Here is a 21,542-nt window from a genome sequence, read left to right on the forward strand (position 1 = left end):
AACCGGCGCCGTCACCCCTTCCGGAAGGTACCCCCATGCACGTTCCCCCGTTCGATGTCGACGACGTCCTCGCCGCGCTGACCCTGGAGGAGAAGGCGTCGCTGCTGTCCGGCGTCGACGACTGGTTCACCCAGACCATCGATCGGCCAGGGCTGCCGGCCGCCGTCCCCGCCATCGAGGTCGGCGACGGACCGCACGGGCTGCGCAAGGAGACCGGCGTGGACATGGTCTGGGTTCCGGCGACCGGGTTCCCTACTGCCTCGGCGATGGGCGCATCCTGGGACAGGGACCTGATGCGCAGGGTGGGCGCCGCGATCGGCGACGAGGCCAGGGCAGAGGGCGTGCAAGTGGTGCTGGGGCCGGGCGTCAACATGAAGCGCTCGCCGCTGTGCGGACGTAACTTCGAGTACTTCTCCGAAGACCCGATGCACTCCGGCGACCTGGGCGCCGCCTACGTCGAGGGCGTCCAGTCGACCGGCGTCGGAACCTCACTCAAACACTTCGCCGCGAACAACCAGGAGATCGAACGGACGAGGATCTCGGTCATCGCCGACGAGCGCACGCTCCGGGAAACCTACCTGCCCGCGTTCGAGCGCGTCGTCCGCCGCGCGGAGCCCTGGACGGTCATGTGCTCGTACAACCGGTTGCTCGGCGTGCATGCGTCGCAGAACCACTGGCTGCTCACCGAGGTGCTGCGCGACGACTGGGGCTACCAGGGTGCCGTCGTCTCTGATTGGAACGCCGTCCATGACCGCGTCGCCGCGGTGCGCGCCGGGCTCGACCTCGAGATGCCGGGCACCGCCGGACGGACGGATGCCGAAGTGGTCGCGGCGGTCCGCAACGGCTCGCTCGACGCATCTATCGTCGACGACGCTGCTCGCCGCGTGCTGAACCTGGTCGCCCGCGCCCACCCGGGCGCTGACCAGGTCGACGGGCCCGTGATGTCGCTCGGCCACGCCGCGGGCGACCGACTCACGCCGGAGCAGCTCGCCGTCCTGCGCGCCGACGAGCATCACGCCCTCGCCAGGGAGGCTGCGGCCGGATGCATCACGCTGCTGCGTAACGAGGACGCTCCCGGCTCCGCCGCACCGGTCCTGCCGCTCGCGGAGGACATCGGCACCATCGCGGTGATTGGGGCGTTCGCCGAGCACGCGCGCATCCAGGGCGGGGGCTCTTCCGGAGTCGACCCGACCCGCATCGATGTGCCGCTCGACACCATCCGCGGCATCGCGGGCGACCGCGTGGTCTACGCGCCTGGTTACGTGTATGCGACGAAGAACGCGTACCAGGACGACAACCTCGCCATCCTGGCCGCCCATGGCATCAGCCACGACGAGACCAAGCCCAGGGTCGCCCGGCGCTCTGCGAGCTTGGCGAAGGAGCTGCAGCTCGCGGAGGCGGTCCAGCACGCGGGTAGGGGGCCACTTTCCGAGACGGCCGAGCGGCTGATCGACGAGGCCGCCGCCGTAGCGGAGCAGGCGGAGTCAATTGTGGTCTTCGCCGGCCTGCCGCTCTCCTACGAACAGGAGGCGAACGACAGGGACTCCCTCGCGCTCCCGGAAGACCAGCTCGCGCTGATCGCCCGGCTGGCCGAGGTGCGCGAACGGACCGGCGCATCCCTCACCGTCGTGCTCTCGAACGGATCCCCTGTGTCGATGGACCCCTGGCACGACCGGGTCGACGCCATCGTGGAGGCCTGGCTCAGCGGCCAGGGCACCGGCCACGCGGTCGCGGACGTGCTCTTCGGGCGCACCAACCCGTCCGGGAAGCTAGCCGAAACCTTCCCGCTCACGGTGGAGGGTACCCCCGGCTTCCCGAACTGGTTCGGCGAGCGGGGAACGGTGCTCTACGGCGAGGGCGTGTTCATCGGCTACCGCTGGTACGACGCACTGAACCGCGCTGTGCAGTACCCGTTCGGGCACGGCCTGTCGTACACGACGTTCACCTACCGCGACCTCGATGTCGAGGTGGTCGACGCCGCAGCGGCCCACGTACGGGTGTCTTGCACGGTTGTCAACGACGGCGACCGCGCTGGGCACGAAATCGTGCAGCTCTACGTCGGCGATCCGGATGCGGAGGTGCGGCGCCCGGTGCGTGAACTGCGCGGCTTCGAGAAAGTCAGGCTCTCACCCGGAGAGTCGGCGCGGGTCGCCTTCGAGCTCGAGAACCGCGACTTCGCGTACTGGGACTCGGCCGCCGAACGCACGGACGGACGGACGGGCCTGTGGCGACGCGAGGGCGGCGAGTTCAGGATCGAGATTGGCGCCTCCTCGCGCGACATTCGCTTGGCAACGGCAATCGAGCTGCCGGACGATCCGTCGATTCCCCCGCTGGTTCCGGATTCGGAACTCATCGACATCGCGGCGTCGCGCTTCGTCCAGGGGCACGCCGGCTGAACCGACGCAAGGTTCAGTAATCGCTCCGATGGGAACGAGAAGCTGCACTAGACGATTCAATCTGCGACAGTCGGTCCTCGCGCCCATCGCCCGCTCATGTATCTCAATCAAGTGTGGCAAAACGTGGCAACTCGGCCGAACGCGCGAACTCACGGCATGAAAAAAGCCCCGAGATGGCGAGATCTCGGGGCTAGTAGCGGGAGCGGGACTTGAACCCGCGACACCACGATTAGGGGATATGACATATCCGCACATTCCCGGGGATTCTCCTACGTACATAGAAGTCCAGATGAGAGGGTGTTTACCGACCAAAGGGTGATCGGAGCATTCCTCGGAATTCCGCCAGATTCCTCGAATAAGTGGTGACTAAAGGTGACTCATGAGCCATCCGCCTCGACGTGGTCCCGCTTCTTGGGAGGGAGCGAGGCTCCGTACTCCCACACCGGCACCGTGAGTAGTACGACTCCGACTATCACGACCACCTGCAACAGCAGGTCCGGATTCGAGTCAAGCCACTCCATTGGTGCATAGATCGACGTAAGCGAGAGCGCCCAGCCGATCGCCAGGATCGCGCAGACGACCGCGTACAGGATTGTCGCGTAGAGATGGTCCTTCCGGCTGACTGGGTGCTTCCGCTTCTGCTTCGCGAACCGGCTGATGAGGATGCCGAACGCGAGGCCGATCACCGGGATCACCTGCGCGAGGGTCAGCCAGAGGTCGTGTGCTCGTGCTGCTGTCGTCATGCGATCAGAATGACAGGCGGCATCATCGTCCGGGCCGCGACACGACCGCGTTCCCACCTCCTGCAGTCGCGGGGGACCGTCTGCCGCGTCGAGAGAGCCGGGATGCTTACGTGTGGCAGAGGTGCTGGCGGCCTCGCCGGTCTAGCGAACCGCTACGGTGAGCGCATGGCTAACTTTGCGAACTCGCCCGAGCGCTTTACGCACGGCGCACTGACCCTCATCCGCGATTCCCGGGGCACGTATGACGTGACGATCGAAGGCATCGTCGGCAACATCGCCACGGTGACCCCGTATGCGGGTGGCCAATTCGGGTGGCTGCACCTGGAGTCGGGGCAGAGCGGCAGGGGTTCGGAACTCCGAGCGGCAGCCCAGGCCATTCTCGAAATTGAGGCCACGCGAACGGACTAACGACCCACCGTGGCGGATGACCCCGGGTGGCAGCCCGGGGTCATCACCCCTAGAAGTAGCTGGGGAATGTGAGGGCAAGCCCGACAGCGGTTATTGCCAGACCGAGCGCTGCGACTCCGAGGCCACCGAGCGCATTGTCCCGGAGTCCGGCTTGCATCTGCGCTTGGGATGTCTTCTCGACTCGCTGGAGTTCCGCCTCGAGGCGCTCCACGACGTGCTTGGTGTGTCCGGCTTCGCTCTCAACTTTGGCGAGGGTCGCGAAGTCTTCCTGGATATATCGGGTGAGGATTGCGATCTGGTCGCGGATGTCGGGTGGTAGTTCGTATGTGCGCGTGTCGGCGACTGGTCCGTATGCACTCACTCCAGACCACCGGAGCTTGGGCCCCTTGGGCGTCTCCGGTCGATGCGGTTTGAAGATATCTGCGACCCAACTGCCGAACCGAATCGCGATGAGGCGGAGGCGGGACCGGATCGCCTTGCCTACGCGTAAACCATCGGGCGCGTGTGTTCGGTAGGTGTTGTACACGCCTAAAATCGCGACGATGACACCGACCAACTGGACGGCGTTGCCAACTGCCCCACGCGTTCACGATCGCAGGCTAGCAGGGACCCCTAGCCTGCGTGCGCGGTTTCGCAGGGGGGGTAGGTGACATCGCGGGGGAGAGGACAGCCCGCGCTGCGAGCCGTCCCTACTTTTCCCCGCATGAGATATGACCGCCCCTCCCCCTGTCGTCCGGCTCAATGTCGGCGGAGCCTGGCTCGCGCCGCGACCGTCGGCGCAACCTAGTACGCTCGCGCTATGACAGACGCCCCGAAGCCGACCGAGATGCGGATCGTTCCGGCTCGACCGATCGTCTGCATGATCTGCGGGCATGGTCCCTACGAGTACCTCTCGGGCCTAAACAATCACCTCGCCGCGAAGCACGGGAGTGCCACGCCGTCAGGAGGGTCCGTAGTTGGCCGCCCCGGTCACGAACCGATTGACCGGTCATTTCTGACCGGCATGGACGACGACATCGAATAGACAGGCGACGAATCGTCCGGATGTCTGGACGTCGGCGATGTGAGCACCCCTTCCCCTGAGCGATCGATGCCGAATCGAGCGCCAGGTGCCGTGGATACCTTTTGTGCACAAGGCACATGAGCGCCGAGCGACCATCCAGGCAGAGCTCAACCAAGCGCGTCGAAGGTTTTCTTGATCTCGGGGTTCACACTGATGGCGAGCTCCAGCCTGTGCAGTAGTGCGATCGTCTCCACCAGAGTGTCGTGCAAGGCGGTGCCATGCTCCTCGTTGGTCTTGACGCCCTTCATCCGGATGTCGAGCATTTCGAGAATGCGCTGAGCTTCGGTCATGACGCCCAGTGTGGCGCATTCGCGCGCCGGCGTGCAGCGGCCAGCGGGCACGGCGTCCGAGGATGCGAGCCGACGCACGATAGCGATACCGGCTCCGTTGATCGGGCGGCTCGGCGACCGGCGCATCAAGCAGTTCGTGGACAACCCGCTCGACCTCGTCTTCCCGACCGTCACGGGCAAGCTGCGGGACCCGAGGAACACCCACCGGGACTGGAGCAACGCCCGCACCCGGCTGGGCCTCGAGACGGTCACCTCACACTCGTTCCGGAAGACGGTGGCCACCGTCCTCGACCAGGAAGGCGAGAGCGCGCGGGCAATCGCCGAGGTGCTCGGGCACGCGAACCCGTCGATCGCCCAGAACACCTACATGGCGAAAAACACGGGCGGGAAGAAGGCTGCCGAGGCGCTGGCCAGCCATGTGGCGTGACGAATAAGTGGTGATTAAGTGGTGACTTGCAGAAGGCGCAACTCGAAGAAAGACCCCGAGATGGCGAGATCTCGGGGTCTTTGTAGCGGGAGCGGGACTTGAACCCGCGACACCACGATTATGAGCCGTGTGCTCTAACCACCTGAGCTACCCCGCCGCGACCTTCACGGTGTCGAACACCGGGAGGGCGGAGCCCCCTGTGGGAATCGGACCCACTACCTCTTCCTTACCAAGGAAGTGCTCTACCAATGAGCTAAGGGGGCGAAGCCTGCGTCTGGCGCGAGCGCCGCACGTTTTTTGGCAACCGTACGAGGATACCATCCGCGCGACCCTGGTTTGTACCACCGGATGCCCGGTTGCACACCGTCTGACGCAGGCGCAGCGCCGCCCGGGCTCAGGCTGCTTCGTCCTCGGCGGTCGCGTCGCCGAGAGCGCCGATCTCGTCGGGCGTGAGCTCCAATTCGACGGACGCGAGCAGGTCGGGCAGCTGTGCCAGGTTGCGGGCGCTGGAGATCGGCGCGACCACGGTGGGCTGGGCAGCCAGCCACGCGAGCGCGACGGTGGCGACCGAGGCGTCGTGCGCCGCCGCCACCTCGTCGAGAACGTCGAGGACGACCCGCCCGCGGTCGTCGAGGTACTTGGATGCTCCCGCGGCACGCGGGCTGTCGACCTCCACACCGTCGCGGTACTTGCCCGTGAGGAACCCCGCCGCGAGCGCGAAGTACGGCATCACTCCGAGGTTCTCCCGCTCGGCGATCGGGCGGTACTTCTCCTCGAAGTCGCGCTCCACGAGGTTGTAGTGCGGCTGCAGAGCGACCGCGCGGTGCAGACCCTCGGCCTCGGTGATGCGGAACCACTCCTCCACCCGCTCGGGCGAGTAGTTGGAGATTCCGATGTAGCGCACCTTGCCGGCGTCGATCAGGCTCGACAGTGCGGCGACCGTCTCGGCCAGCGGAACGGACGCATCGTCGAAGTGGGCGTAGTAGAGGTCGATGTGGTCGGTGCCCAGGCGCTCGAGCGATGCGTCGGCCGCGCGCAGGACGTTGTCGCCGGCGAGCCCCTTGAAGTCGGGGTGCTGGCTGACCTTCGTGGCGAGCACGATATCGTCCCGGTTGCCACGGGCGTCGAACCACTCGCCGATGATGCGCTCCGAGTCGCCGCCGGTGTTGCCGGACACCCACGCCGAGTAGCCGTCTGCCGTGTCGACGAAGTTGCCGCCCGCCGCGGTGTATCCGTCGAGCACGTCGAACGACGTGTCCCGGTCGGCCGTCCAGCCGAAGACGTTGCCTCCGAGCGAGAGCGGGTAGACGGAGAGCTCCGAGGTTCCGATGGTGCGACGCGTCGCGGTCATGCATGTCTCCTTCGTTGTGGTCTGACTTTCACGCTAACGCGACCGCCTCCGAGCTATTCCGGGTTCTCATGAGGATGTGGAAAGAATTCACCGACTCCCTAATGTGGAGGAGTGGACACACCCGATCGCGGAGCACGACCCGAGCTGATGGCCGATTGCGCCAACTGCTTCGGGCTCTGCTGCGTCGCGCTCGCGTTCGCCCGGTCGGCCGACTTCGCTTTCGACAAGGCGGCCGGCGACCCGTGCGTCAACCTCGACGACGGCTTTCGCTGCACGATTCATCCACACCTGCGCGACCGCGGTTTCAAGGGCTGCACCGTCTTCGACTGCTTCGGCGCCGGCCAGAAGGTCTCCCAGCACACGTTCGCCGGCGAGAGCTGGCGCGGCGACCCGGGCCGCCGGGCCGACATGTTCGCCGTCTTCCCCGTCATGCGCCAGCTGCACGAACTGCTCTGGTACCTCGACGAGGCGCTCCGGATGCCCGCAGCAGCGCCCATCCGTCCCGACCTGCTGCGCGCCTCAGCAGAGGTCGAGGCGATCACCGGGTTCCCGGCCGAGCGCATCCTGCAGACCGACCTGGAAGACGTGCGCGCACCGGTCGCCGACCTGCTGCGCGAGGCGAGCCGGCTGACCCGCGCGAGCATCCGGGCCCTGCCGATGACGGGAGTCCGCAAACGTGTGGGACCCGGCGCCGACCTGATGGGGGCCGACCTGTCCGGGCTCGACCTCCGCGGTGCCGAGTTGCGCGGCGCACTCCTCATCGCCGCCGACCTGAGCGGAGCCGACCTCTCGCACGCCGAGCTCATCGGAGCCGATCTGCGCGACGCCGAGCTGGCCGGCGCCGATCTCGCGACGGCGTTGTACCTCACCCAGCTTCAGGTGAACGCAGCCCGCGGGGATGCGCGCACCGCACTGCCGTCGAACATCCAGCGCCCGTCGCACTGGGCGCCCTGACCCCCCGACCGCCGGCCGACGCCGACCGACAGCCAACGCCGAGGTCGCGGCCTGTACGATACTGACCGGCCCGATCATCGATCGCTCAGACCACTCCCACTCTGTCCACCGACGTGAGGATCCCCGTGTCCGCAGCAACCCCGAACCCCACCGCATCCGCTCTCTCGATCTCGGAGCCGGGTCGCGAGTGGTGGCGTTCCGCCGTGATCTACCAGGTGTACCCGCGCTCGTTCGCGGATGCCGACGGTGACGGGGTGGGCGATCTCCCCGGCATCACGCGCCGGCTTCCCGCCCTGCGCACCCTCGGGGTCGACGCGGTGTGGCTCTCCCCCTTCCAGACCTCGCCGCAGCGCGACGCCGGCTACGACGTGGCCGACTACCGCGACGTCGACCCGCTCTTCGGCACGCTCGCCGACTTCGACGAGCTGCTCCGCACTGCGCACGGGCTCGGTCTGCGCGTGATCATCGACCTGGTCCCCAACCACACGTCGAGCGACCACCCCTGGTTCCAGGAGGCACTCGCCGCAGACCCCGGGAGCCCGGAGCGCGAACGGTACATGTTCCGCGACGGCACGGGGCCCGACGGGTCGCTGCCGCCGAACAACTGGGAGTCCATCTTCGGCGGTGCGGCGTGGACCCGCGTGACCGAAGCGGACGGCACGCCCGGCCAGTGGTACCTGCACCTCTTCGACACCTCGCAGCCCGACCTCAACTGGGAGAACCCGTGGGTGTGGGAGCAGTTCCGCGGCATCCTGCGATTCTGGCTCGACCGCGGAGTCGACGGTTTCCGAGTCGACGTCGCTCACGGCATGGTCAAGGAGCCGGGCCTTCCCGACTACACCCCGCCGGCGAACGCCGGGAGCATGGGCGGCATCCCGCTGGAGCCCGAGATCGCCGGCCACGCCGACGCCGAGCCGCCGACCCCGCCCTACTGGGCGCAGGACGGCGTGCACGCCATCTACCGCGACTGGCACAAAGTGCTCGAAGAGTACGAGGGCGACCGCGTGCTGTGCGGCGAGGCCTGGGTGGAGCCGCTCGAGAAGCTGGCGCGCTGGGTGCGGCCCGACGAGATGCAGCAGACCTTCAACTTCGGCTACCTCGAGACGCCGTGGAAGTCGGATGCCCTCCGCCACGTCATCGACCGGTCGATCTCGGTCTTCGCCAGCGTCGGAGCCCCGAGCACCTGGGTCCTCTCGAACCACGACGTGGTCCGTCATGCGACCCGTCTCGCACTGACCGGCGAGAACCTGCAGGGCCACGGCATCGGGCCGAAGTCGTCGGGCATCCCCGACACCGCGTTCGCACTGCACCGCGCCCGTGCGGCGACCGCCCTCATGCTGGCACTGCCCGGCTCGTCCTACCTGTACCAGGGCGAGGAGCTCGGCCTCCCCGAGGCGATCGACCTCCCCGACTCGGCGCGCCAGGACCCCAGCTGGTTCCGCACCAACGGCGAACGCTACGGTCGCGACGGCTGCCGCGTGCCCATCCCGTGGGAGGCGTCGGCCCCGTCGTTCGGCTTCGGCCCAGGCGGTGCGAGCTGGCTCCCCCAGCCTGCGTCGTGGGCGTCCTACGCTCGGGATGCTCAGGAGGGCGTTCCCGGCTCGACGCTCACCATGTACGAGGACGCTCTGGCCGCCCGGCGCGCCCACGACCTCGCGTTCGGCGAGCTGGAGTGGCTGTCCGCCGGCGATGACGTGCTCGCATTCCGCAACGGGAATGTGACCGTCGTGGCCAACCTGGGCACTGCGCCGGTGGAGCTGCCGGCGGGCGACGTGCTGGTCGCCAGCGGCCCGCTCGACGACGGAGCCGTTCCCCAGGACGTCACTGTCTGGGTAGCCACGAGCTGACCCGCCCCGCCCGTTCGCCCGCAACGGCGGGCGTCGGCGCGGGATGCTCACCGCCAGTCGGCGTAGAGCTCCTGCAGCAGGGGGTTGAGCTGGGCGTAGAGCCCCGGCTCGGCCGCGACGATGAGGTCGCTGGTCGCGGGCGCATCCCCGAGGCCGCCGACAGTCGCCCCCGCCTCGCGGGCGATGAGCGCACCGGCCGCGTGATCCCACGGGTTGAGGCCGCGCTCGAAGTACGCGTCCAACCGTCCGGCCGCCACGCCGCACAAGTCGAGCGAGGCGGCGCCGATGCGCCGCACATCCCGAACGCGCCCGATCAGTTCGGTGACGATCTTCGCCTGCCGGACCCGTTTCTCGGAGTCGTAGCCGAAACCCGTGCCCACGAGCGCCAGTGCCAGGTCGGTGTCGCTCTTGACGTGCAGCGGTCTGCCGTTGAGCTTCGCGCCGCCGCCCTCGAACGCGGTGAAGGCCTCCCCCGCCGCCGGGTTCACGACCGCGGCGGCGAGCGTGCGCCAGGTGCGCGGGTCGGGCTCGCCTTCGACCACCGCGATGCTCACGGCGTACGCCGGGATGCCGTAGAAGTAGTTGACCGTGCCGTCGATGGGGTCGACGACCCAGGTGAGCCCGCTCGATCCGGATCCCCCGCCCGACTCCTCACCGAGGAACCCGTCGGCCGGCCGCGCGGCGGCGAGGGCGTCCCGGATGAGCTTCTCGGCTTCCTGGTCGGCTCGGGTCACGATGTCGCTCAGCGACGACTTCGACGCGGCGACCTCCACCCCCTCGGCACGGCGCTGCCAGGCGAGTTCAGCGGCGCGGCGCGCGATGGTGAGGGCGATTTCGGCGAGTTCGGCGTTGTACGGCATGTCATCAGCCTGACAGACGGCGGCGGCCGCAGTCGCCTGGGCCGCGCATCCGGTTGTGCGGTTTCAACGGTCTGCCGTTTCAACAGTCAGGGGCCGGCGGTGTGGACGCGGCCTCTGATCCGTCCGTTGCGTTTCCGAGATCGCGGGGTACCGTGCGAGACAACCACCGGATGGCAGGCCGGACCGCCGGAATGCGGACGGCATACTGCAGTCCCGGCGGTGGAGACGGCCAGACAACCCCCAAGCTGGCCGTTTTCTCTTCCTCGTAACGGTCGCCGTTTGAAGCCCTCGTCGCCGCAGCGGCCGAAGCGCGGCAGCAGACGAAGCGGCCGAAGAGCCTCAGGGTTGCGAAACCCGGAGGCCCTCCGACCTGTGTCGACTTGCCTACCCGAAAGGCAAGTTGACCGGGCACGACCCTAGCGCGCCCGTTGTGACGAGCGAACCCGTCGTGGTGACGTTACCAAGAAAACGATGGGAAATCTCTAACAAAGCTCCGAGAAGGGCGGGTTGGCACGCGTTCTGGGGTCGTGCCCGGCTTCGGCGCGGGCAGAAGCGCGCGACACCCCGGGCAGAACGACACAAGGGCTCCCGCATTCGTGCGGAAGCCCTTGTGTTCGTTGGTGTGGCGAGTGAGGGATTCGAACCCCCGAAGGCTACGCCGGCTGATTTACAGTCAGATCCCTTTGGCCGCTTGGGTAACTCGCCAAGGCGCTCCCGACCACCAGTATTCTGGTGACCGAAGGCGCTCGACAAGAATACTCATCGAACGCCCCGACGCGAAATCAGGGACCGCTCAGGGTGCCGGCTCAGGGTGCCGGCTCAGGATGCCCGCCCGGGATGCCCGCCGGCTTCGTCTGCTCTCCGCAGATTCGCCGTCGGCAGAACCCGTGCCGTTCGACCGTGCACCGTTCGCAGAATGGGACCACGCGATCGAACGGAGGGCACCATGGAAACCGCACCGGGCACACCCGACCAGCTCATCTTCAAGCGACTGCTCGAGGAGCGCATCGTCTTCCTCGGGAGCGAGGTGACCGACGAGTCCGCCAACGAGATCTGCGCTCAGTTGCTCATCCTGAACTCGATCGCGCCCGAGCGCGACATCTACCTCTACATCAACTCCCCCGGCGGCTCGATCACCGCCGGCTTCGCGATCTACGACACCATGAACTTCGTGCAGGCCGACGTCGCGACGGTCGCGCTGGGTTTCGCAGCGTCGATGGGTCAGTTCCTGCTCTCCTCCGGCGCTGTCGGCAAGCGCTACGCTCTGCCCAACGCGAGCGTGGTCATGCATCAGCCGCACGGCGGCTTCGGGGGCACCTCGGCCGACATCCAGACGCAGGCCAAGCAGATCCTGCACTTCAAGCGGCGGATGGCCGAGCTGACGAGCACCCAGACTGGCAAGTCCGTGGAGCAGATCGTCGAGGACGGCGATCGCGACCGCTGGTTCACCGCCGACGAAGCGCTCGACTACGGGTTCGTCGACCACGTCGTCGGGTCGACCACGGCCCTTCCGCGAACCTGAGCGCTACGCGGCGAGCAGCTGGGAATCGAGAGCGGAGCGGTGCGCTGGCTCGACGGGACCGACTTCGACGGAGCGGCGTGGGGCGTCGATTCGGCGCTCTGGAGTCTCGACGAGGTGGAGGCCGGCGACGGTCCGGCCGGCCGAATGTGCGGCGTACTCGTCGGCGACACGGGCGAGGAGCTCCCGCTCGGTGATGTCGAGCACACGGCACAGGGTCCCGAGGATCTCCGAGGACGCCTCTTTGCGCCCTCGCTCCACTTCGGACAGGTAGGGCACCGAGATCTGCGACGACTCGGAGAGCTGCCGGAGGGTGGTCCCCTGCTCCTGGCGCAGCCGTCGCAGCACCGAACCGATGGCGTGTCGCAGCAGCATGGCGTCTCCTCGCGTGTCGATGTGTCGCTCAGCCTAGGCCGCCCGCCCGCGACCTGCCCGCCGCCGGTCGGGATTCTGCTGTGGGCAGAACCGGATGCTCGCCTCACCGCCTCCGCGCACAGCTAGGCTCCCGGCCCCGGATGACGGAGAATAGGGAGTACCACGCACTACCGCGTGCACTCTGGAGGACCCCATGGACGCCGACACCTCGCTCGCGTCCCCGGACTACTGCGCGCCTTTCCTCGCGGCCCTCCCGGTCACGGGCGCCGCGATCTCCACGCTCGGCGATCTGGTCGCGCCCGAGACGGTCTGCGCGAGCGACAGTCAGGCCGCACTCCTCGACGAGTTGCAGTTCGACCTCGGTGAGGGTCCGTGCTGGGACGCGTCGGCCACGAGGCGTCCCGTGATCGAACCCGACATCCGGAGTGCACCGAGCGGCAACTGGCCGGCGTTCGTCGGAGCCTTGCAGACGACCTCCGTGCGGGCGATGTTCGCGTTCCCGCTCATGCTCGGCCCGATCAACCTGGGCGTGATCGACCTCTACAGCGTCTCGCCCGGAGCCCTCCACACCGACCAGGAGCGCACGGCGGCCGACCTCGCAGAGGCGACCACGAGACGGCTCCTCCACGAGATCCTTTCCCGGCTCGACACCGACCCGACGGTCGACCAGCCCCCTTCCGAGTTCTCCCGTCGACGCGTCCACCAGGCGACGGGCTCCGTGATCGCACAGCTCGGCGTCTCGGCTCAGGATGCGGCGCTCGTCATCCGCGCGCACGCGTTCTCCACGAACAGGGCGGTGAGGGACGTCGCCGAAGACATCCTCAGCTGGCAGCTCGACTTCTCCACTGGCGCAGGCGAATCCTAGGGATGCAGCGATGAAAGAAGACATCCGCGAAGCGCAGCTCCTGGAGTCCTTCGCGACCCTCGCTGACTCCCTGGTGGTCGGCTACGACATCGTCGACCTGCTCCAGTCGCTCGTCGAGCGCTGCCAGGCGTTCCTCGACGCCAGCCAGGCCGGCATCCTGCTCGCCGACGGCGACGGCGGCCTCGACGTCGTGGCGTCCACCGACGAGCGCGCTCAGCTGATCGAGCTCATGCAGCTCGGCCCCGACGGCGGCGGCCCGTGTGTGGAGTGCTACCTCACCGGCCGCGCCGTCTCGGTGCCCGAGCTCGGACTGCTCCACGACCGCTGGGCCTCCTTCCGCGACGCCGCCCAGGCCGAAGGCTTCCGGGCGGTGCACTGCTTTCCGCTGCGCCTGCGCAACGTCACGATCGGGTCGCTCAATCTCTTCCGCGACGAGTCCGGTCCGCTCGAGAACCTCGACTCGGTCGCGGCCCAGGCCATGGCTGATGTCGCGACCATCGGCATCCTGCAGCAGCGCGCGGTCGCCGAGAGCGACGTCATCCGGATGCAGCTCCAGCGCGCCCTCGACAGTCGCGTCATCATCGAGCAGGCGAAGGGCGTGGTGTCGTACACCAAGCGTGTGCCGGTGGACGAGGCGTTCGGCCTCATCCGCGCCTTTGCGCGCTCGAGTCAGCGCCCGCTCACCTCGGTCGCGCATGAGATCGTCGAGCGCCGCCTCAACCTCTGACGATCGGCCCCGAGCATCCGGCCGAGAGGTCGAACCGCAACGGAATGAGTGTACGGTTCGACGAGAGCCACCCCGGACCCCGGTGACCGCCGAATGATCGCGCCCACCGGAGGTCTGCATGAAAACCGTCTTCACGAATGGCGGGTCTGTGACGACAGGCACCGACCTCGCAGACAGTCTGCTCGACTACGCCCTGGCGCTCAGCCGTGAGCGTCGCGTGGCGCTGGCCGAACTGCCGGTGATCGACCTGCACGGCCGGGTCCAGCTGGTCCGGATGCTCCTCGGGGTCGGCGTCCCGTTGTGGACCATGACCACGGACCTCGAAGGAGCGCCCGAGCTGCACGACGAGGCCGCCCTCTCGACGTTGCGCGGCCTCACCGAGCAGCTGGAGCTCGAGTGGATGCTGCCCGCACTGGGCGCGTGAGCCCGCTCGCGTCCCCGGCGGGCGCCGGATGGGTGCCGACGGGCACCGGATGGGAACCGGTCGATCCGCGACACCCCGACGAGCCTGTCGGCGGTGTCGGTGGTGGAGCGCAGAATCGTGGGCATGAGGACGTTGGAGATATGCGAACGGTGTGACGGAACCGGCGCCGACCCGACCCAGCACGATGACGAAGTCGTGCTGTGCGTCGAGTGCGGTGGCGACGGCTGCCACGTCACCTACTTCGCCGAGTTGCAGCAGACCGCTTAGGCCCCGCCGTGCGCGTCGTCCGTTGAGGCGGACGCGTCACCGGATGCGGCGGACACGTCGGCCGCAGTCGGCTCGTCGGTCGCTTCAGGCTCGTCGGCCCGCTGGGCGACCGCGGCGCGGCGGCCCAGCTCGATAGCCGCGAACGATCCCGCGACACCCGCGCCGAGCGCGAACAGCCCGCCCAGCACACCCCAGCGGCTCTTGCCGAAGGCCGCGTCCACCGAGAACCGGCCGGGTCCGTCGGTGGCGAGCGCTGTCACGACGGCGATCAGCACGGCGTTGAACTCGAAACCGCCTTGAGTGTTCCAGATGCCGTTCTTCCAATGCACTTTGCGGATCGCCGTGAACATGCTGGCGATCAGCCCGGCGGCGGCCGCCGGCGTCGCGACACCGAGCGTTATCGCCGCGCCGCCGAGGGTCTCTGTGAGCGCGACCGCCCGGGCCTGGAGCGGTGCCGGCTCCATGTCCATACTGGCGACCATGGCCTCGGTGCCCTCGAGTCCGGGGCCGCCGAAAGCTCCCCTCAGCTTCTGCAGTCCGTGGCCGACGAACACACCGCCGACGACGAGACGCACGAGCAGTTTCCCTGTTCCATCCATACGCCCGACCGTACCCGCGTCCACCCCGTTGGCAAGTCGAGGTTCACTCTTCTCTGCGGGCGTGGTCAGGGATTTAGACTGGCTGTCACGGGGTGCTCGGCGGTGACTGCGAGACACTCGTATGAGGAATGAGCAAGGACGGGATACGTGGCAGATTCATCGTTTGACGTGGTCAGCAAGGTCGACAAGATGGAGGCCGACAACGCCCTCAACCAGGCGCGCAAAGAGGTCGATCAGCGTTACGACTTCAAAGGGGTCGGCGCCTCGATCGAGTGGAGCGGCGAGAAGGTGATGATGAAGGCGAACACCGAGGAGCGCGTCAAGGCGGTGCTCGAAGTGTTCGAGTCGAAGCTCATCAAGCGCGGCATCTCGCTGCGTTCGCTCGACACCGGTGAGCCGTACGCGTCGGGCAAGGAGTTCCGCATCGAGGCCGGGATCAAGAACGGCATCGAGCAGGATGACGCCAAGAAGATCTCCAAGCTCATCCGCGACGAGGCGCCCAAGACCGTCAAAGCCCAGATCCAGGGCGACGAGCTGCGCGTCTCCTCCAAGAGCCGGGACGACCTGCAGACCACGATGGCGCTGCTCAAGAACGCCGACCTCGACGTCGCCGTCCAGTTCGTCAACTTCCGGTAGGCAGATACGCGCGCAGCCACTGCGCGACGCGCGCGAATGCGTCCTCGCGCACAGGCTTGCTCGACAGGAAGATGTCGTGGAGCGCTCCGTCGATCCGGCCCACCGTGACTGTCGGGGCGAGGGTGATCGCACGCCTCGCGATGTCGTCGACCACGAGCACGACGTCGGAGATCTTCATCTCCGGCGTCCAGCGCGGCAGGATCGTCGAACGGGCTGACACCAGCGTCAGCACCGGCGCCGGGATCGCGAGACCGGCCGCCACCTGAGCGTGCCCGGCCAGCACCGCATTGAGCCAGGCGGTGTGCACCGGGAACCCGCGCACCGGGCGCCAGCTCAGGTCGTAGTCCCACTCCCCCTCCATCGTCTTCGACACCGTGCGGGTGTAGAAGCCGAGGTCGACGTTCGGCATCACCGCGAGCGGGTCCATCCTGGCCTGCAGCCCGATGATCGGTGCGAGGGCCGCGCGCCCGGCCGACTTGGCCTGGAACTCCAGCCACGGGCTGTTCAGCACCAGCGCATCCGCTCGCTCGGGGTGCCGGTGCGCCCAGAGGCTCAGCGTGAGACCGCCCGTGGAGTGGCCGACGAGCACGAGGCGCCGGCGTTCCGAGCCACCGGAAGGATGCTCCCCCTGCCCCATGGCCTCGAGCGCTGCGCCGATGTCCTCGTCGTAGGCGACGAGGTCGTCGACGAACCCGGGCGTGTGCCACGGCCGCAGACTCCGACCGTACTTGCGCAGGTCGAGCGCGAAGAAGCGGGCGCCCAGGCCGTGCCAGAACTCGGCCAGGTCCTTCTGGAAGAAGTAGTCCGACCAGCCGTGCACGTAGAGCACGTCGGTGTCGGCGACGACCTCGCGGCGCAGATGCAATTCGGTCAGCACGTCCGCGAGCCGAGACGGTCGCGCGTACCGGACCAGCGTCGCGACCACCTCGCCCTCGGAGTCGGGCTTCAGCGGCAGTGTCAGCTGCTCGTACGGCTCCCCCAGCACATCCGGCTGCCAGTCCTGATCGTGCGTCATGACTTCAGCGTGGCAGCCGCGCGCGGCCGAAGCTAGACCGCCGAGCCGGTCTCCCCTCTGCCCCGACGCAGTCGTTTGCCACTAGCTGTCGTCAACCCGGGCGTGTCGGCGACCTCAACTGGCAAACGACGGGAACCCCAGGGGCAGACGCCCGACGCTAGTCGGCGACCGGCTCGACGACGGCGTTCGAGACCTGCACCATCTCGTCGCGCGGCACGACCTTGATGCGCGTGCGGCCTCGAGCCTCACCGAGCCCGAGCTCGTGCTGGTCGAGGTTGTGCCAGCCGTCGAGGTTCGTGTACTCCACGCCGCGCGAGTCGAGCAGCTCGACGATCGCCTGCTCCGACGGGTCGGTGGGCGCCCACCAGTTGCCCTGGTCGTTGATGACGTGCTTGATCGTCTCCATCGCGTCGGACTTGGTGTGACCGATGAGGCCGACGGGGCCGCGCTTGATCCAGCCCGTGGCGTACACGCCGTACATGCGCTCGTTGTCCCTCTTGCGCAGCACCTGACCCTCGTGGTTGGGGATCACTCCGTGCTCCCCGTCGAACGGGATGCCGTCGAGCGGCGACCCGAAGTAGCCCACGGCGCGGTAGAGCGCCTGCACCGGGACCTCGCGGATCTCGCCGGTGCCCCGGACGCCGCCTTCGCCATCCGATGCCGTGCGCTCGTAGCGGTAGGCCGCGACGTTGCCCGCGCCGTCGCCGACGATCTCGAGCGGCTTGGCGTAGAAGTGGAGGTGGAGCCGGCGCGAAGCGCTGCCGACCTCGCGCTGCCGCCACTGCTGCAGCACACGATCGATCACCATCACCTGCTTGTTGCTCGTGATGGCAGCGGTGGACTGCTCGTCGTAGTCGAAGTCCTCGTCGTAGAGGATCATGTCGACGTCGTTCAGCTCGCCCAGCTCGCGCAGCTCGAGCGGGGTGAACTTCACCTGCGCCGGGCCGCGGCGGCCGAACACGTGCACATCGGTCACCGGCGACGACTTGAGGATCTCGTAGACGTTGTCGGGGATCTCGGTCGGCAGGAGGTCGTCGGCGTGCTTGGCCAGGATGCGCGAGACGTCGAGCGCGACGTTCCCGTTTCCGATCACCGCGACCGACTGCGCCTCGAGCGGCCAGGTGCGCGGCACATCCGGATGCCCGTCGAACCAGCTCACGAAGTCGGCGGCGCCGTACGAGCCGTTGAGGTCGATGCCGGGGATGTCGAGGTCGGCGTCGTGCACGGCGCCGGTTGCGAAGATCACCGCGTTGTAGTGCTTCTTGAGGTCGTCGAGCGTAATGTCGCGGCCGTAGGTGACGTTGCCGAAGAGACGGATGTCACCGCGGTCGAGCACCTCGCGGAGGGCGGTGATGATGCCCTTGATGCGGGGATGGTCGGGGGCGACGCCGTAGCGGACGAGACCGTAGGGCGCCGGAAGCTGCTCGAAGAGGTCGATGGAGACGTCGAAGGCGCGCTCAGCTTTGAGCAGGATGTCCGCTGCGTAGATTCCGGCGGGTCCGGCGCCGACGATGGCCAGTCGCAATTTGGTCATACGTTGTTTCTTCCTCGCTCAGCTGGAACGTTCGACGATGGTGTTCGCGAACCGTGTCAGGGCCTTCTTCACCGGGCCGGTGGGCAGAGGGTCGATGGCCTCCACCGCTTCACGGGCCCAGCGATGCGCCTCGTCGAGCGTCTGTCTGGTGACGTCGTGGTCGCGGAGCGCGGCGATGGCCGCCGTCGCCTCCGGGGTGATCGCGCCGTCGTCGACCGTGCCGATCACGTCGCGTTCGAGGCGTTCGAGCAGGGCGCGGGCCTCCGCGTCCGTCTCGGCGCGCTCGCGCAGGCGCAGCAGCGGCAGGGTGGCGACGCCGGCGCGCAGGTCGTTTCCGGGGGTCTTGCCGGTCTCGCTCACGCCCTTGGACGAGAGGTCGATGACGTCGTCGATCAGCTGGAAGGCGACGCCGATCTTCTCGCCGAACGTGACCACCGGCTGCTCGAACGACGCCGGGGCCTTGGAGAAGACGATGCCCATCTGCGCCGCCGCCGCGATCAGCGAACCGGTCTTGTCGGCCAGGACCCGGATGTAGTGCTCGACCGGGTCTTCGCCGTTCTGCGGTCCGATGGTCTCGTGCAGCTGCCCGAGGCACAGCCGCTCGAACGTGTCCGCCTGCAGCGTGATGGCCCGCTCCCCCAGCGCCGCCACCATTTTGCTGGCGCGCGCGAAGAGCAGGTCTCCCGTGAGAACGGCGACCGAATTGCCCCACACCGACTGGGCGCTCGGGACGCCTCGGCGCATCTGCGCCTCGTCCATGACGTCGTCGTGGTAGAGCGAGGCGAGGTGGGTGATCTCGATCGCCTCGGCCGCCGACAGGACCTCGGGGGTGTTGCCCTCACCGAGCTGAGCCGTGAGCAGCGTGAGCATCGGGCGCACCCGCTTGCCGCCCGCCTCGAGCAGGTAACGCGCAGTGACGTCGGCGAGATTGTCGGCGAAGCGCATCTCATTGTGAAGGCCGTCCTCCACGAGCGCGAGGCCCGCGTCGACCGCCGCGGCGAGCTCCTTGTCCTGCCCGGAGGCGAAGATCTTCTCGCTCAGGCCGATCTGGCTCGACAGCGACGCCGGACGCCGCACCGCCGGAACGCTTGAAGCCACTACTCCCCCTCGGTCGGGACGACCGCCGGAGACGACGGTGCCTGGACGGGCTTGCGCCCGCGGTGCAGGGCGACGATGCCCGCGGTCAGGTTTCGGTATGCCACGTGCTCGAAGCCGGCGTCTCGCAGCCAATCGGCGAGGACGGGCTGGCTCGGCCACGCCTCGATCGAGTCCATGAGGTATTCGTAGGCGACGGGGTTGGAGCTGGCGAGCTTGGCCAGCACGGGCATCCCGTAGCGCAGATAGGAGAAGTACCCGGAGCGGATCAGTCCGACCGGGGGGCGCGAGAACTCGCAGATGACGACGCGGCCGCCCGGCTTGGCGACGCGATAGAACTCGGCGAGCGCCTTCTTGGGGTCGACGATGTTGCGCAGGCCGAACGAGATGGTGACGGCGTCGAACTCGTCGTCGCCGAACGGGAGCTCCATGGCGTCGGCCTGGACGAACTCGACGAACGGGTTGCCTGCCTGACGGGAGCGCCCGACCTCGATCATGCCGGCCGAGAAGTCGGCGGCCACCACCCGTGCGCCGTCTTTGGCGAGGGAGGCGCTGGAAGTGCCGGTTCCTGCGGCGACATCGAGGATGATCTCGCCCGCGCGCGGAGCGACCGCCCGGGTCGTCGCCCTGCGCCACAACGCCGCGTTCCCCATCGAGAGCACGTTGTTGGTGCGGTCGTAGTGGGTCGACACCTCGTCGAACATGGCAGCGACCTGCTCCGGCTGCTTATCGAGGTCCGCCTTACTCACCCCACTAGCTTAGGCGGAGGCCGGGTGCTCCGCATTTTCGCGGGCTGACGGCCCCATCCAATCCCCAGCCCGCGCGCATCCGCCGCACAGCCTCGCGGGCGTACGCTTGTCGGGTGACTGCTACAGCGACCACGCCCAGGGCGTCGAGCGCCACCGCGCTCGCGGTCGAGACCACCCCCATCGACGACGTCCGTCAGCTCATCCCCTTCCTCGATGCACGGCATCCACTTCTCTGGTTGCGGCGCGGGGAGGGTCTCGCGGGCGTCGGCGAGGCGCTTCGTCTCGAGTTCTCAGGGGCCGACCGGATGCGCGCAGCAGCCGCCGCCTGGAGCGAGGTCGTGTCACGGGCCTCCGTCACCGACCCGATCGGCAAGCCCGGCACCGGCCTCGTCGCGTTCGGTACGTTCGCCTTCGCGGACGACAGCGCACTGCCGAGCGTGCTCATCGTCCCCGAGTTCGTGATCGGCCGGCGCGACGGGCGCAGCTGGATCACCCGGGTGCGCGCCATCGACATCGAAGCGGCGGACCAGAGTGACCGCAGCCTCCCCCACACCACTCCGTTCGGCGACGAATATCGCCTCTCCCTCCTCCCCGGCGCCCTCGGCAAGGACGGCTATCGCAAGGCGGTCGTAGCGGCCGTCGACCGCATCCGGGAGCACGACCTCAGCAAGGTGGTGCTCGCCCGCGACCTGGTGGGCCACCTTCCGCACGAGTCGGATCTGCGCCGCGCGCTCGTCGAACTGGCGCTCGGCTACCCCGAATGCTGGACCTTCGCGGTCGACGGGCTCGTCGGGTCGTCCCCGGAGACCCTGGTGCGTGTCGACCACGGAGCGGTCAGCGCCCGGGTCCTCGCCGGCACGATCTCCCGCGGCACGGATGCTGCGAGCGATCACGAGGCCGCCGTCGCGCTCGCGACCAGCACGAAAGACCAGGACGAGCACGGGTACGCGGTCGCCAGCGTGCTGTCGGCGCTCGCCCCGCACAGCTCAGGGCTCGCGGCCAGTGACATCCCGTTCACGCTCAAGCTGCCGAACCTGTGGCATCTGGCCACCGACGTCGAGGGCACGCTGAGCGACGGCTCCACGTCGCTCGACCTGATCGACGCCCTGCACCCGACCGCCGCGGTCGCGGGTGCCCCGACTCCGGATGCCGTCGCGCTCATCCGGGAGCTCGAGCCGTTCGATCGCGGCCGTTATGCGGGGCCGGTCGGCTGGGTCGGCGCCGACGGCGACGGCGAGTGGGCGATCGCACTCCGCTGCGCCCAGGTCGCCGAAAACGGCGACCTCACGGCGTATGCCGGCTGCGGAATCGTGGCCGACTCGGAGCCCGAGCGCGAGCTCGCCGAGACGGTCATGAAGTTCCGGCCCATCGTCGAAGCGTTCGGCTGAGCCGGCTCCG

23 protein-coding genes and 3 tRNA genes are annotated in these 21,542 nt (G+C 68.2%); 12 read left to right on the plus strand and 14 right to left on the minus strand.

The features are described from left to right. The first annotated feature begins 35 nt into the window (after nucleotides 1-35). Nucleotides 36-2,396 carry a beta-glucosidase gene (locus ACFVV5_RS16940; RefSeq protein ID WP_387246435.1) on the plus strand — a complete coding sequence of 787 codons (2,361 nt, stop codon included), beginning with the start codon at nucleotides 36-38 and terminating at the stop codon, nucleotides 2,394-2,396. A 377-nt stretch (nucleotides 2,397-2,773) separates the two neighbouring features. On the opposite strand, the gene ACFVV5_RS16945 is transcribed toward ACFVV5_RS16940, so the two are convergent. Further along, entirely contained in the window at nucleotides 2,774-3,139 is a 366-nt protein-coding gene (locus ACFVV5_RS16945; RefSeq protein ID WP_387246437.1) for a hypothetical protein, read from the minus strand. A 165-nt stretch (nucleotides 3,140-3,304) separates the two neighbouring features. On the opposite strand from ACFVV5_RS16945, the gene ACFVV5_RS16950 reads away from it, so the two are divergent. Continuing rightward, nucleotides 3,305-3,547, plus strand: coding sequence for a hypothetical protein (locus ACFVV5_RS16950; protein ID WP_387246439.1), 243 nt, complete (start codon nucleotides 3,305-3,307; stop codon nucleotides 3,545-3,547). Between the two features lie 49 nt (nucleotides 3,548-3,596). Here ACFVV5_RS16950 and ACFVV5_RS16955 read toward each other — a convergent pair whose 3' ends face one another. Together ACFVV5_RS16955 and ACFVV5_RS16960 are read right to left on the minus strand one after the other, a co-directional pair. Next, nucleotides 3,597-4,103 (minus strand): hypothetical protein, encoded by a 507-nt coding sequence (locus tag ACFVV5_RS16955; RefSeq protein WP_387246441.1) that lies wholly within the window; start codon nucleotides 4,101-4,103, stop codon nucleotides 3,597-3,599. A 614-nt stretch (nucleotides 4,104-4,717) separates the two neighbouring features. After that, entirely contained in the window at nucleotides 4,718-4,900 is a 183-nt protein-coding gene (locus tag ACFVV5_RS16960) for a hypothetical protein (protein WP_387246443.1), read from the minus strand. Between ACFVV5_RS16960 and ACFVV5_RS16965 the strand changes: the two genes are divergently transcribed. After that, a complete protein-coding gene (locus ACFVV5_RS16965; protein ID WP_387246445.1) occupies nucleotides 4,899-5,327 on the plus strand; it encodes a tyrosine-type recombinase/integrase in 429 nt (142 codons plus the stop codon). The two genes, ACFVV5_RS16960 and ACFVV5_RS16965, sit on opposite strands and share 2 nt — an antisense overlap. An 83-nt stretch (nucleotides 5,328-5,410) precedes the next feature. Here the strand turns inward: ACFVV5_RS16965 and ACFVV5_RS16970 are convergent. The 3 genes from ACFVV5_RS16970 to ACFVV5_RS16980 form a co-directional block, all read right to left on the minus strand. Beyond that, nucleotides 5,411-5,484, minus strand: a tRNA-Met gene (locus ACFVV5_RS16970). A 34-nt stretch (nucleotides 5,485-5,518) separates the two neighbouring features. Then, nucleotides 5,519-5,590 (minus strand) — tRNA-Thr (locus tag ACFVV5_RS16975). Nucleotides 5,591-5,721: 131 nt separating this feature from the next. Continuing rightward, entirely contained in the window at nucleotides 5,722-6,678 is a 957-nt protein-coding gene (locus ACFVV5_RS16980; protein ID WP_387246447.1) for an aldo/keto reductase, read from the minus strand. A 111-nt stretch (nucleotides 6,679-6,789) separates the two neighbouring features. On the opposite strand from ACFVV5_RS16980, the gene ACFVV5_RS16985 reads away from it, so the two are divergent. Next, nucleotides 6,790-7,632: a pentapeptide repeat-containing protein gene (locus tag ACFVV5_RS16985; protein WP_387246449.1), complete on the plus strand. Its 843-nt coding sequence runs from the start codon at nucleotides 6,790-6,792 to the stop codon at nucleotides 7,630-7,632. A gap of 125 nt (nucleotides 7,633-7,757) precedes the next feature. Further along, nucleotides 7,758-9,479: a glycoside hydrolase family 13 protein gene (locus ACFVV5_RS16990; RefSeq protein ID WP_387246451.1), complete on the plus strand. Its 1,722-nt coding sequence runs from the start codon at nucleotides 7,758-7,760 to the stop codon at nucleotides 9,477-9,479. Nucleotides 9,480-9,526: 47 nt separating this feature from the next. Here the strand turns inward: ACFVV5_RS16990 and ACFVV5_RS16995 are convergent, their stop codons facing one another. Then, the gene (locus ACFVV5_RS16995; protein WP_387246452.1) at nucleotides 9,527-10,339 is read right to left on the minus strand and encodes an inositol monophosphatase family protein; all 813 of its coding nucleotides are present in this window, start codon (nucleotides 10,337-10,339) and stop codon (nucleotides 9,527-9,529) included. A 623-nt stretch (nucleotides 10,340-10,962) separates the two neighbouring features. Continuing rightward, nucleotides 10,963-11,044 (minus strand) — tRNA-Tyr (locus tag ACFVV5_RS17000). 241 nt (nucleotides 11,045-11,285) lie between these two features. Here ACFVV5_RS17000 and ACFVV5_RS17005 point away from each other — a divergent pair. Then, nucleotides 11,286-11,861 carry an ATP-dependent Clp protease proteolytic subunit gene (locus ACFVV5_RS17005; RefSeq protein WP_387246454.1) on the plus strand — a complete coding sequence of 192 codons (576 nt, stop codon included), beginning with the start codon at nucleotides 11,286-11,288 and terminating at the stop codon, nucleotides 11,859-11,861. Between the two features lie 3 nt (nucleotides 11,862-11,864). Here the strand turns inward: ACFVV5_RS17005 and ACFVV5_RS17010 are convergent, their stop codons facing one another. Beyond that, the gene (locus ACFVV5_RS17010) at nucleotides 11,865-12,233 is read right to left on the minus strand and encodes a helix-turn-helix domain-containing protein (RefSeq protein ID WP_387246456.1); all 369 of its coding nucleotides are present in this window, start codon (nucleotides 12,231-12,233) and stop codon (nucleotides 11,865-11,867) included. Nucleotides 12,234-12,426: 193 nt separating this feature from the next. On the opposite strand from ACFVV5_RS17010, the gene ACFVV5_RS17015 reads away from it, so the two are divergent. The 4 genes from ACFVV5_RS17015 to ACFVV5_RS17030 all read left to right on the plus strand — a co-directional run bounded on the left by ACFVV5_RS17015 (nucleotide 12,427) and on the right by ACFVV5_RS17030 (nucleotide 14,516). Further along, entirely contained in the window at nucleotides 12,427-13,098 is a 672-nt protein-coding gene (locus ACFVV5_RS17015; RefSeq protein WP_387246458.1) for a GAF and ANTAR domain-containing protein, read from the plus strand. A 10-nt stretch (nucleotides 13,099-13,108) separates the two neighbouring features. Further along, a complete protein-coding gene (locus ACFVV5_RS17020) occupies nucleotides 13,109-13,825 on the plus strand; it encodes a GAF and ANTAR domain-containing protein (RefSeq protein ID WP_387246460.1) in 717 nt (238 codons plus the stop codon). Between the two features lie 148 nt (nucleotides 13,826-13,973). Then, nucleotides 13,974-14,249, plus strand: coding sequence for a hypothetical protein (locus ACFVV5_RS17025; protein ID WP_387246462.1), 276 nt, complete (start codon nucleotides 13,974-13,976; stop codon nucleotides 14,247-14,249). A gap of 123 nt (nucleotides 14,250-14,372) precedes the next feature. Then, on the plus strand, nucleotides 14,373-14,516 hold the full coding sequence (locus ACFVV5_RS17030; protein ID WP_387246464.1) for a hypothetical protein: 144 nt from the start codon (nucleotides 14,373-14,375) through the stop codon (nucleotides 14,514-14,516). Here ACFVV5_RS17030 and ACFVV5_RS17035 read toward each other — a convergent pair. Further along, nucleotides 14,513-15,115 carry a DoxX family protein gene (locus tag ACFVV5_RS17035; RefSeq protein WP_387246466.1) on the minus strand — a complete coding sequence of 201 codons (603 nt, stop codon included), beginning with the start codon at nucleotides 15,113-15,115 and terminating at the stop codon, nucleotides 14,513-14,515. The two genes, ACFVV5_RS17030 and ACFVV5_RS17035, sit on opposite strands and share 4 nt — an antisense overlap. A 147-nt stretch (nucleotides 15,116-15,262) precedes the next feature. Between ACFVV5_RS17035 and ACFVV5_RS17040 the strand changes: the two genes are divergently transcribed. After that, nucleotides 15,263-15,751: a YajQ family cyclic di-GMP-binding protein gene (locus tag ACFVV5_RS17040; protein ID WP_387246468.1), complete on the plus strand. Its 489-nt coding sequence runs from the start codon at nucleotides 15,263-15,265 to the stop codon at nucleotides 15,749-15,751. Here ACFVV5_RS17040 and ACFVV5_RS17045 read toward each other — a convergent pair. From ACFVV5_RS17045 to ubiE, 4 genes are all read right to left on the minus strand, one after another. Next, on the minus strand, nucleotides 15,738-16,766 hold the full coding sequence (locus ACFVV5_RS17045) for an alpha/beta hydrolase (protein ID WP_387246470.1): 1,029 nt from the start codon (nucleotides 16,764-16,766) through the stop codon (nucleotides 15,738-15,740). The two genes, ACFVV5_RS17040 and ACFVV5_RS17045, sit on opposite strands and share 14 nt — an antisense overlap. Before the next feature lie 157 nt (nucleotides 16,767-16,923). After that, nucleotides 16,924-18,300 carry an FAD-dependent oxidoreductase gene (locus ACFVV5_RS17050; protein ID WP_387246472.1) on the minus strand — a complete coding sequence of 459 codons (1,377 nt, stop codon included), beginning with the start codon at nucleotides 18,298-18,300 and terminating at the stop codon, nucleotides 16,924-16,926. An 18-nt stretch (nucleotides 18,301-18,318) separates the two neighbouring features. Beyond that, entirely contained in the window at nucleotides 18,319-19,398 is a 1,080-nt protein-coding gene (locus tag ACFVV5_RS17055; RefSeq protein ID WP_387246474.1) for a polyprenyl synthetase family protein, read from the minus strand. Continuing rightward, nucleotides 19,398-20,144 (minus strand): bifunctional demethylmenaquinone methyltransferase/2-methoxy-6-polyprenyl-1,4-benzoquinol methylase UbiE, encoded by a 747-nt coding sequence (ubiE, locus tag ACFVV5_RS17060; RefSeq protein ID WP_387246477.1) that lies wholly within the window; start codon nucleotides 20,142-20,144, stop codon nucleotides 19,398-19,400. The genes ACFVV5_RS17055 and ubiE overlap by 1 nt, the downstream gene beginning before the upstream one ends. 113 nt (nucleotides 20,145-20,257) lie before the next feature. Here ubiE and ACFVV5_RS17065 point away from each other — a divergent pair, with 113 nt between their 5' ends. Further along, on the plus strand, nucleotides 20,258-21,532 hold the full coding sequence (locus ACFVV5_RS17065; RefSeq protein ID WP_387246479.1) for an isochorismate synthase MenF: 1,275 nt from the start codon (nucleotides 20,258-20,260) through the stop codon (nucleotides 21,530-21,532). Nucleotides 21,533-21,542 lie beyond the last annotated feature (10 nt).

The sequence above is a fragment of the Leifsonia sp. NPDC058248 genome, from assembly GCF_042881905.1.
Classification (GTDB): Bacteria; Actinomycetota; Actinomycetes; order Actinomycetales; family Microbacteriaceae; genus Leifsonia.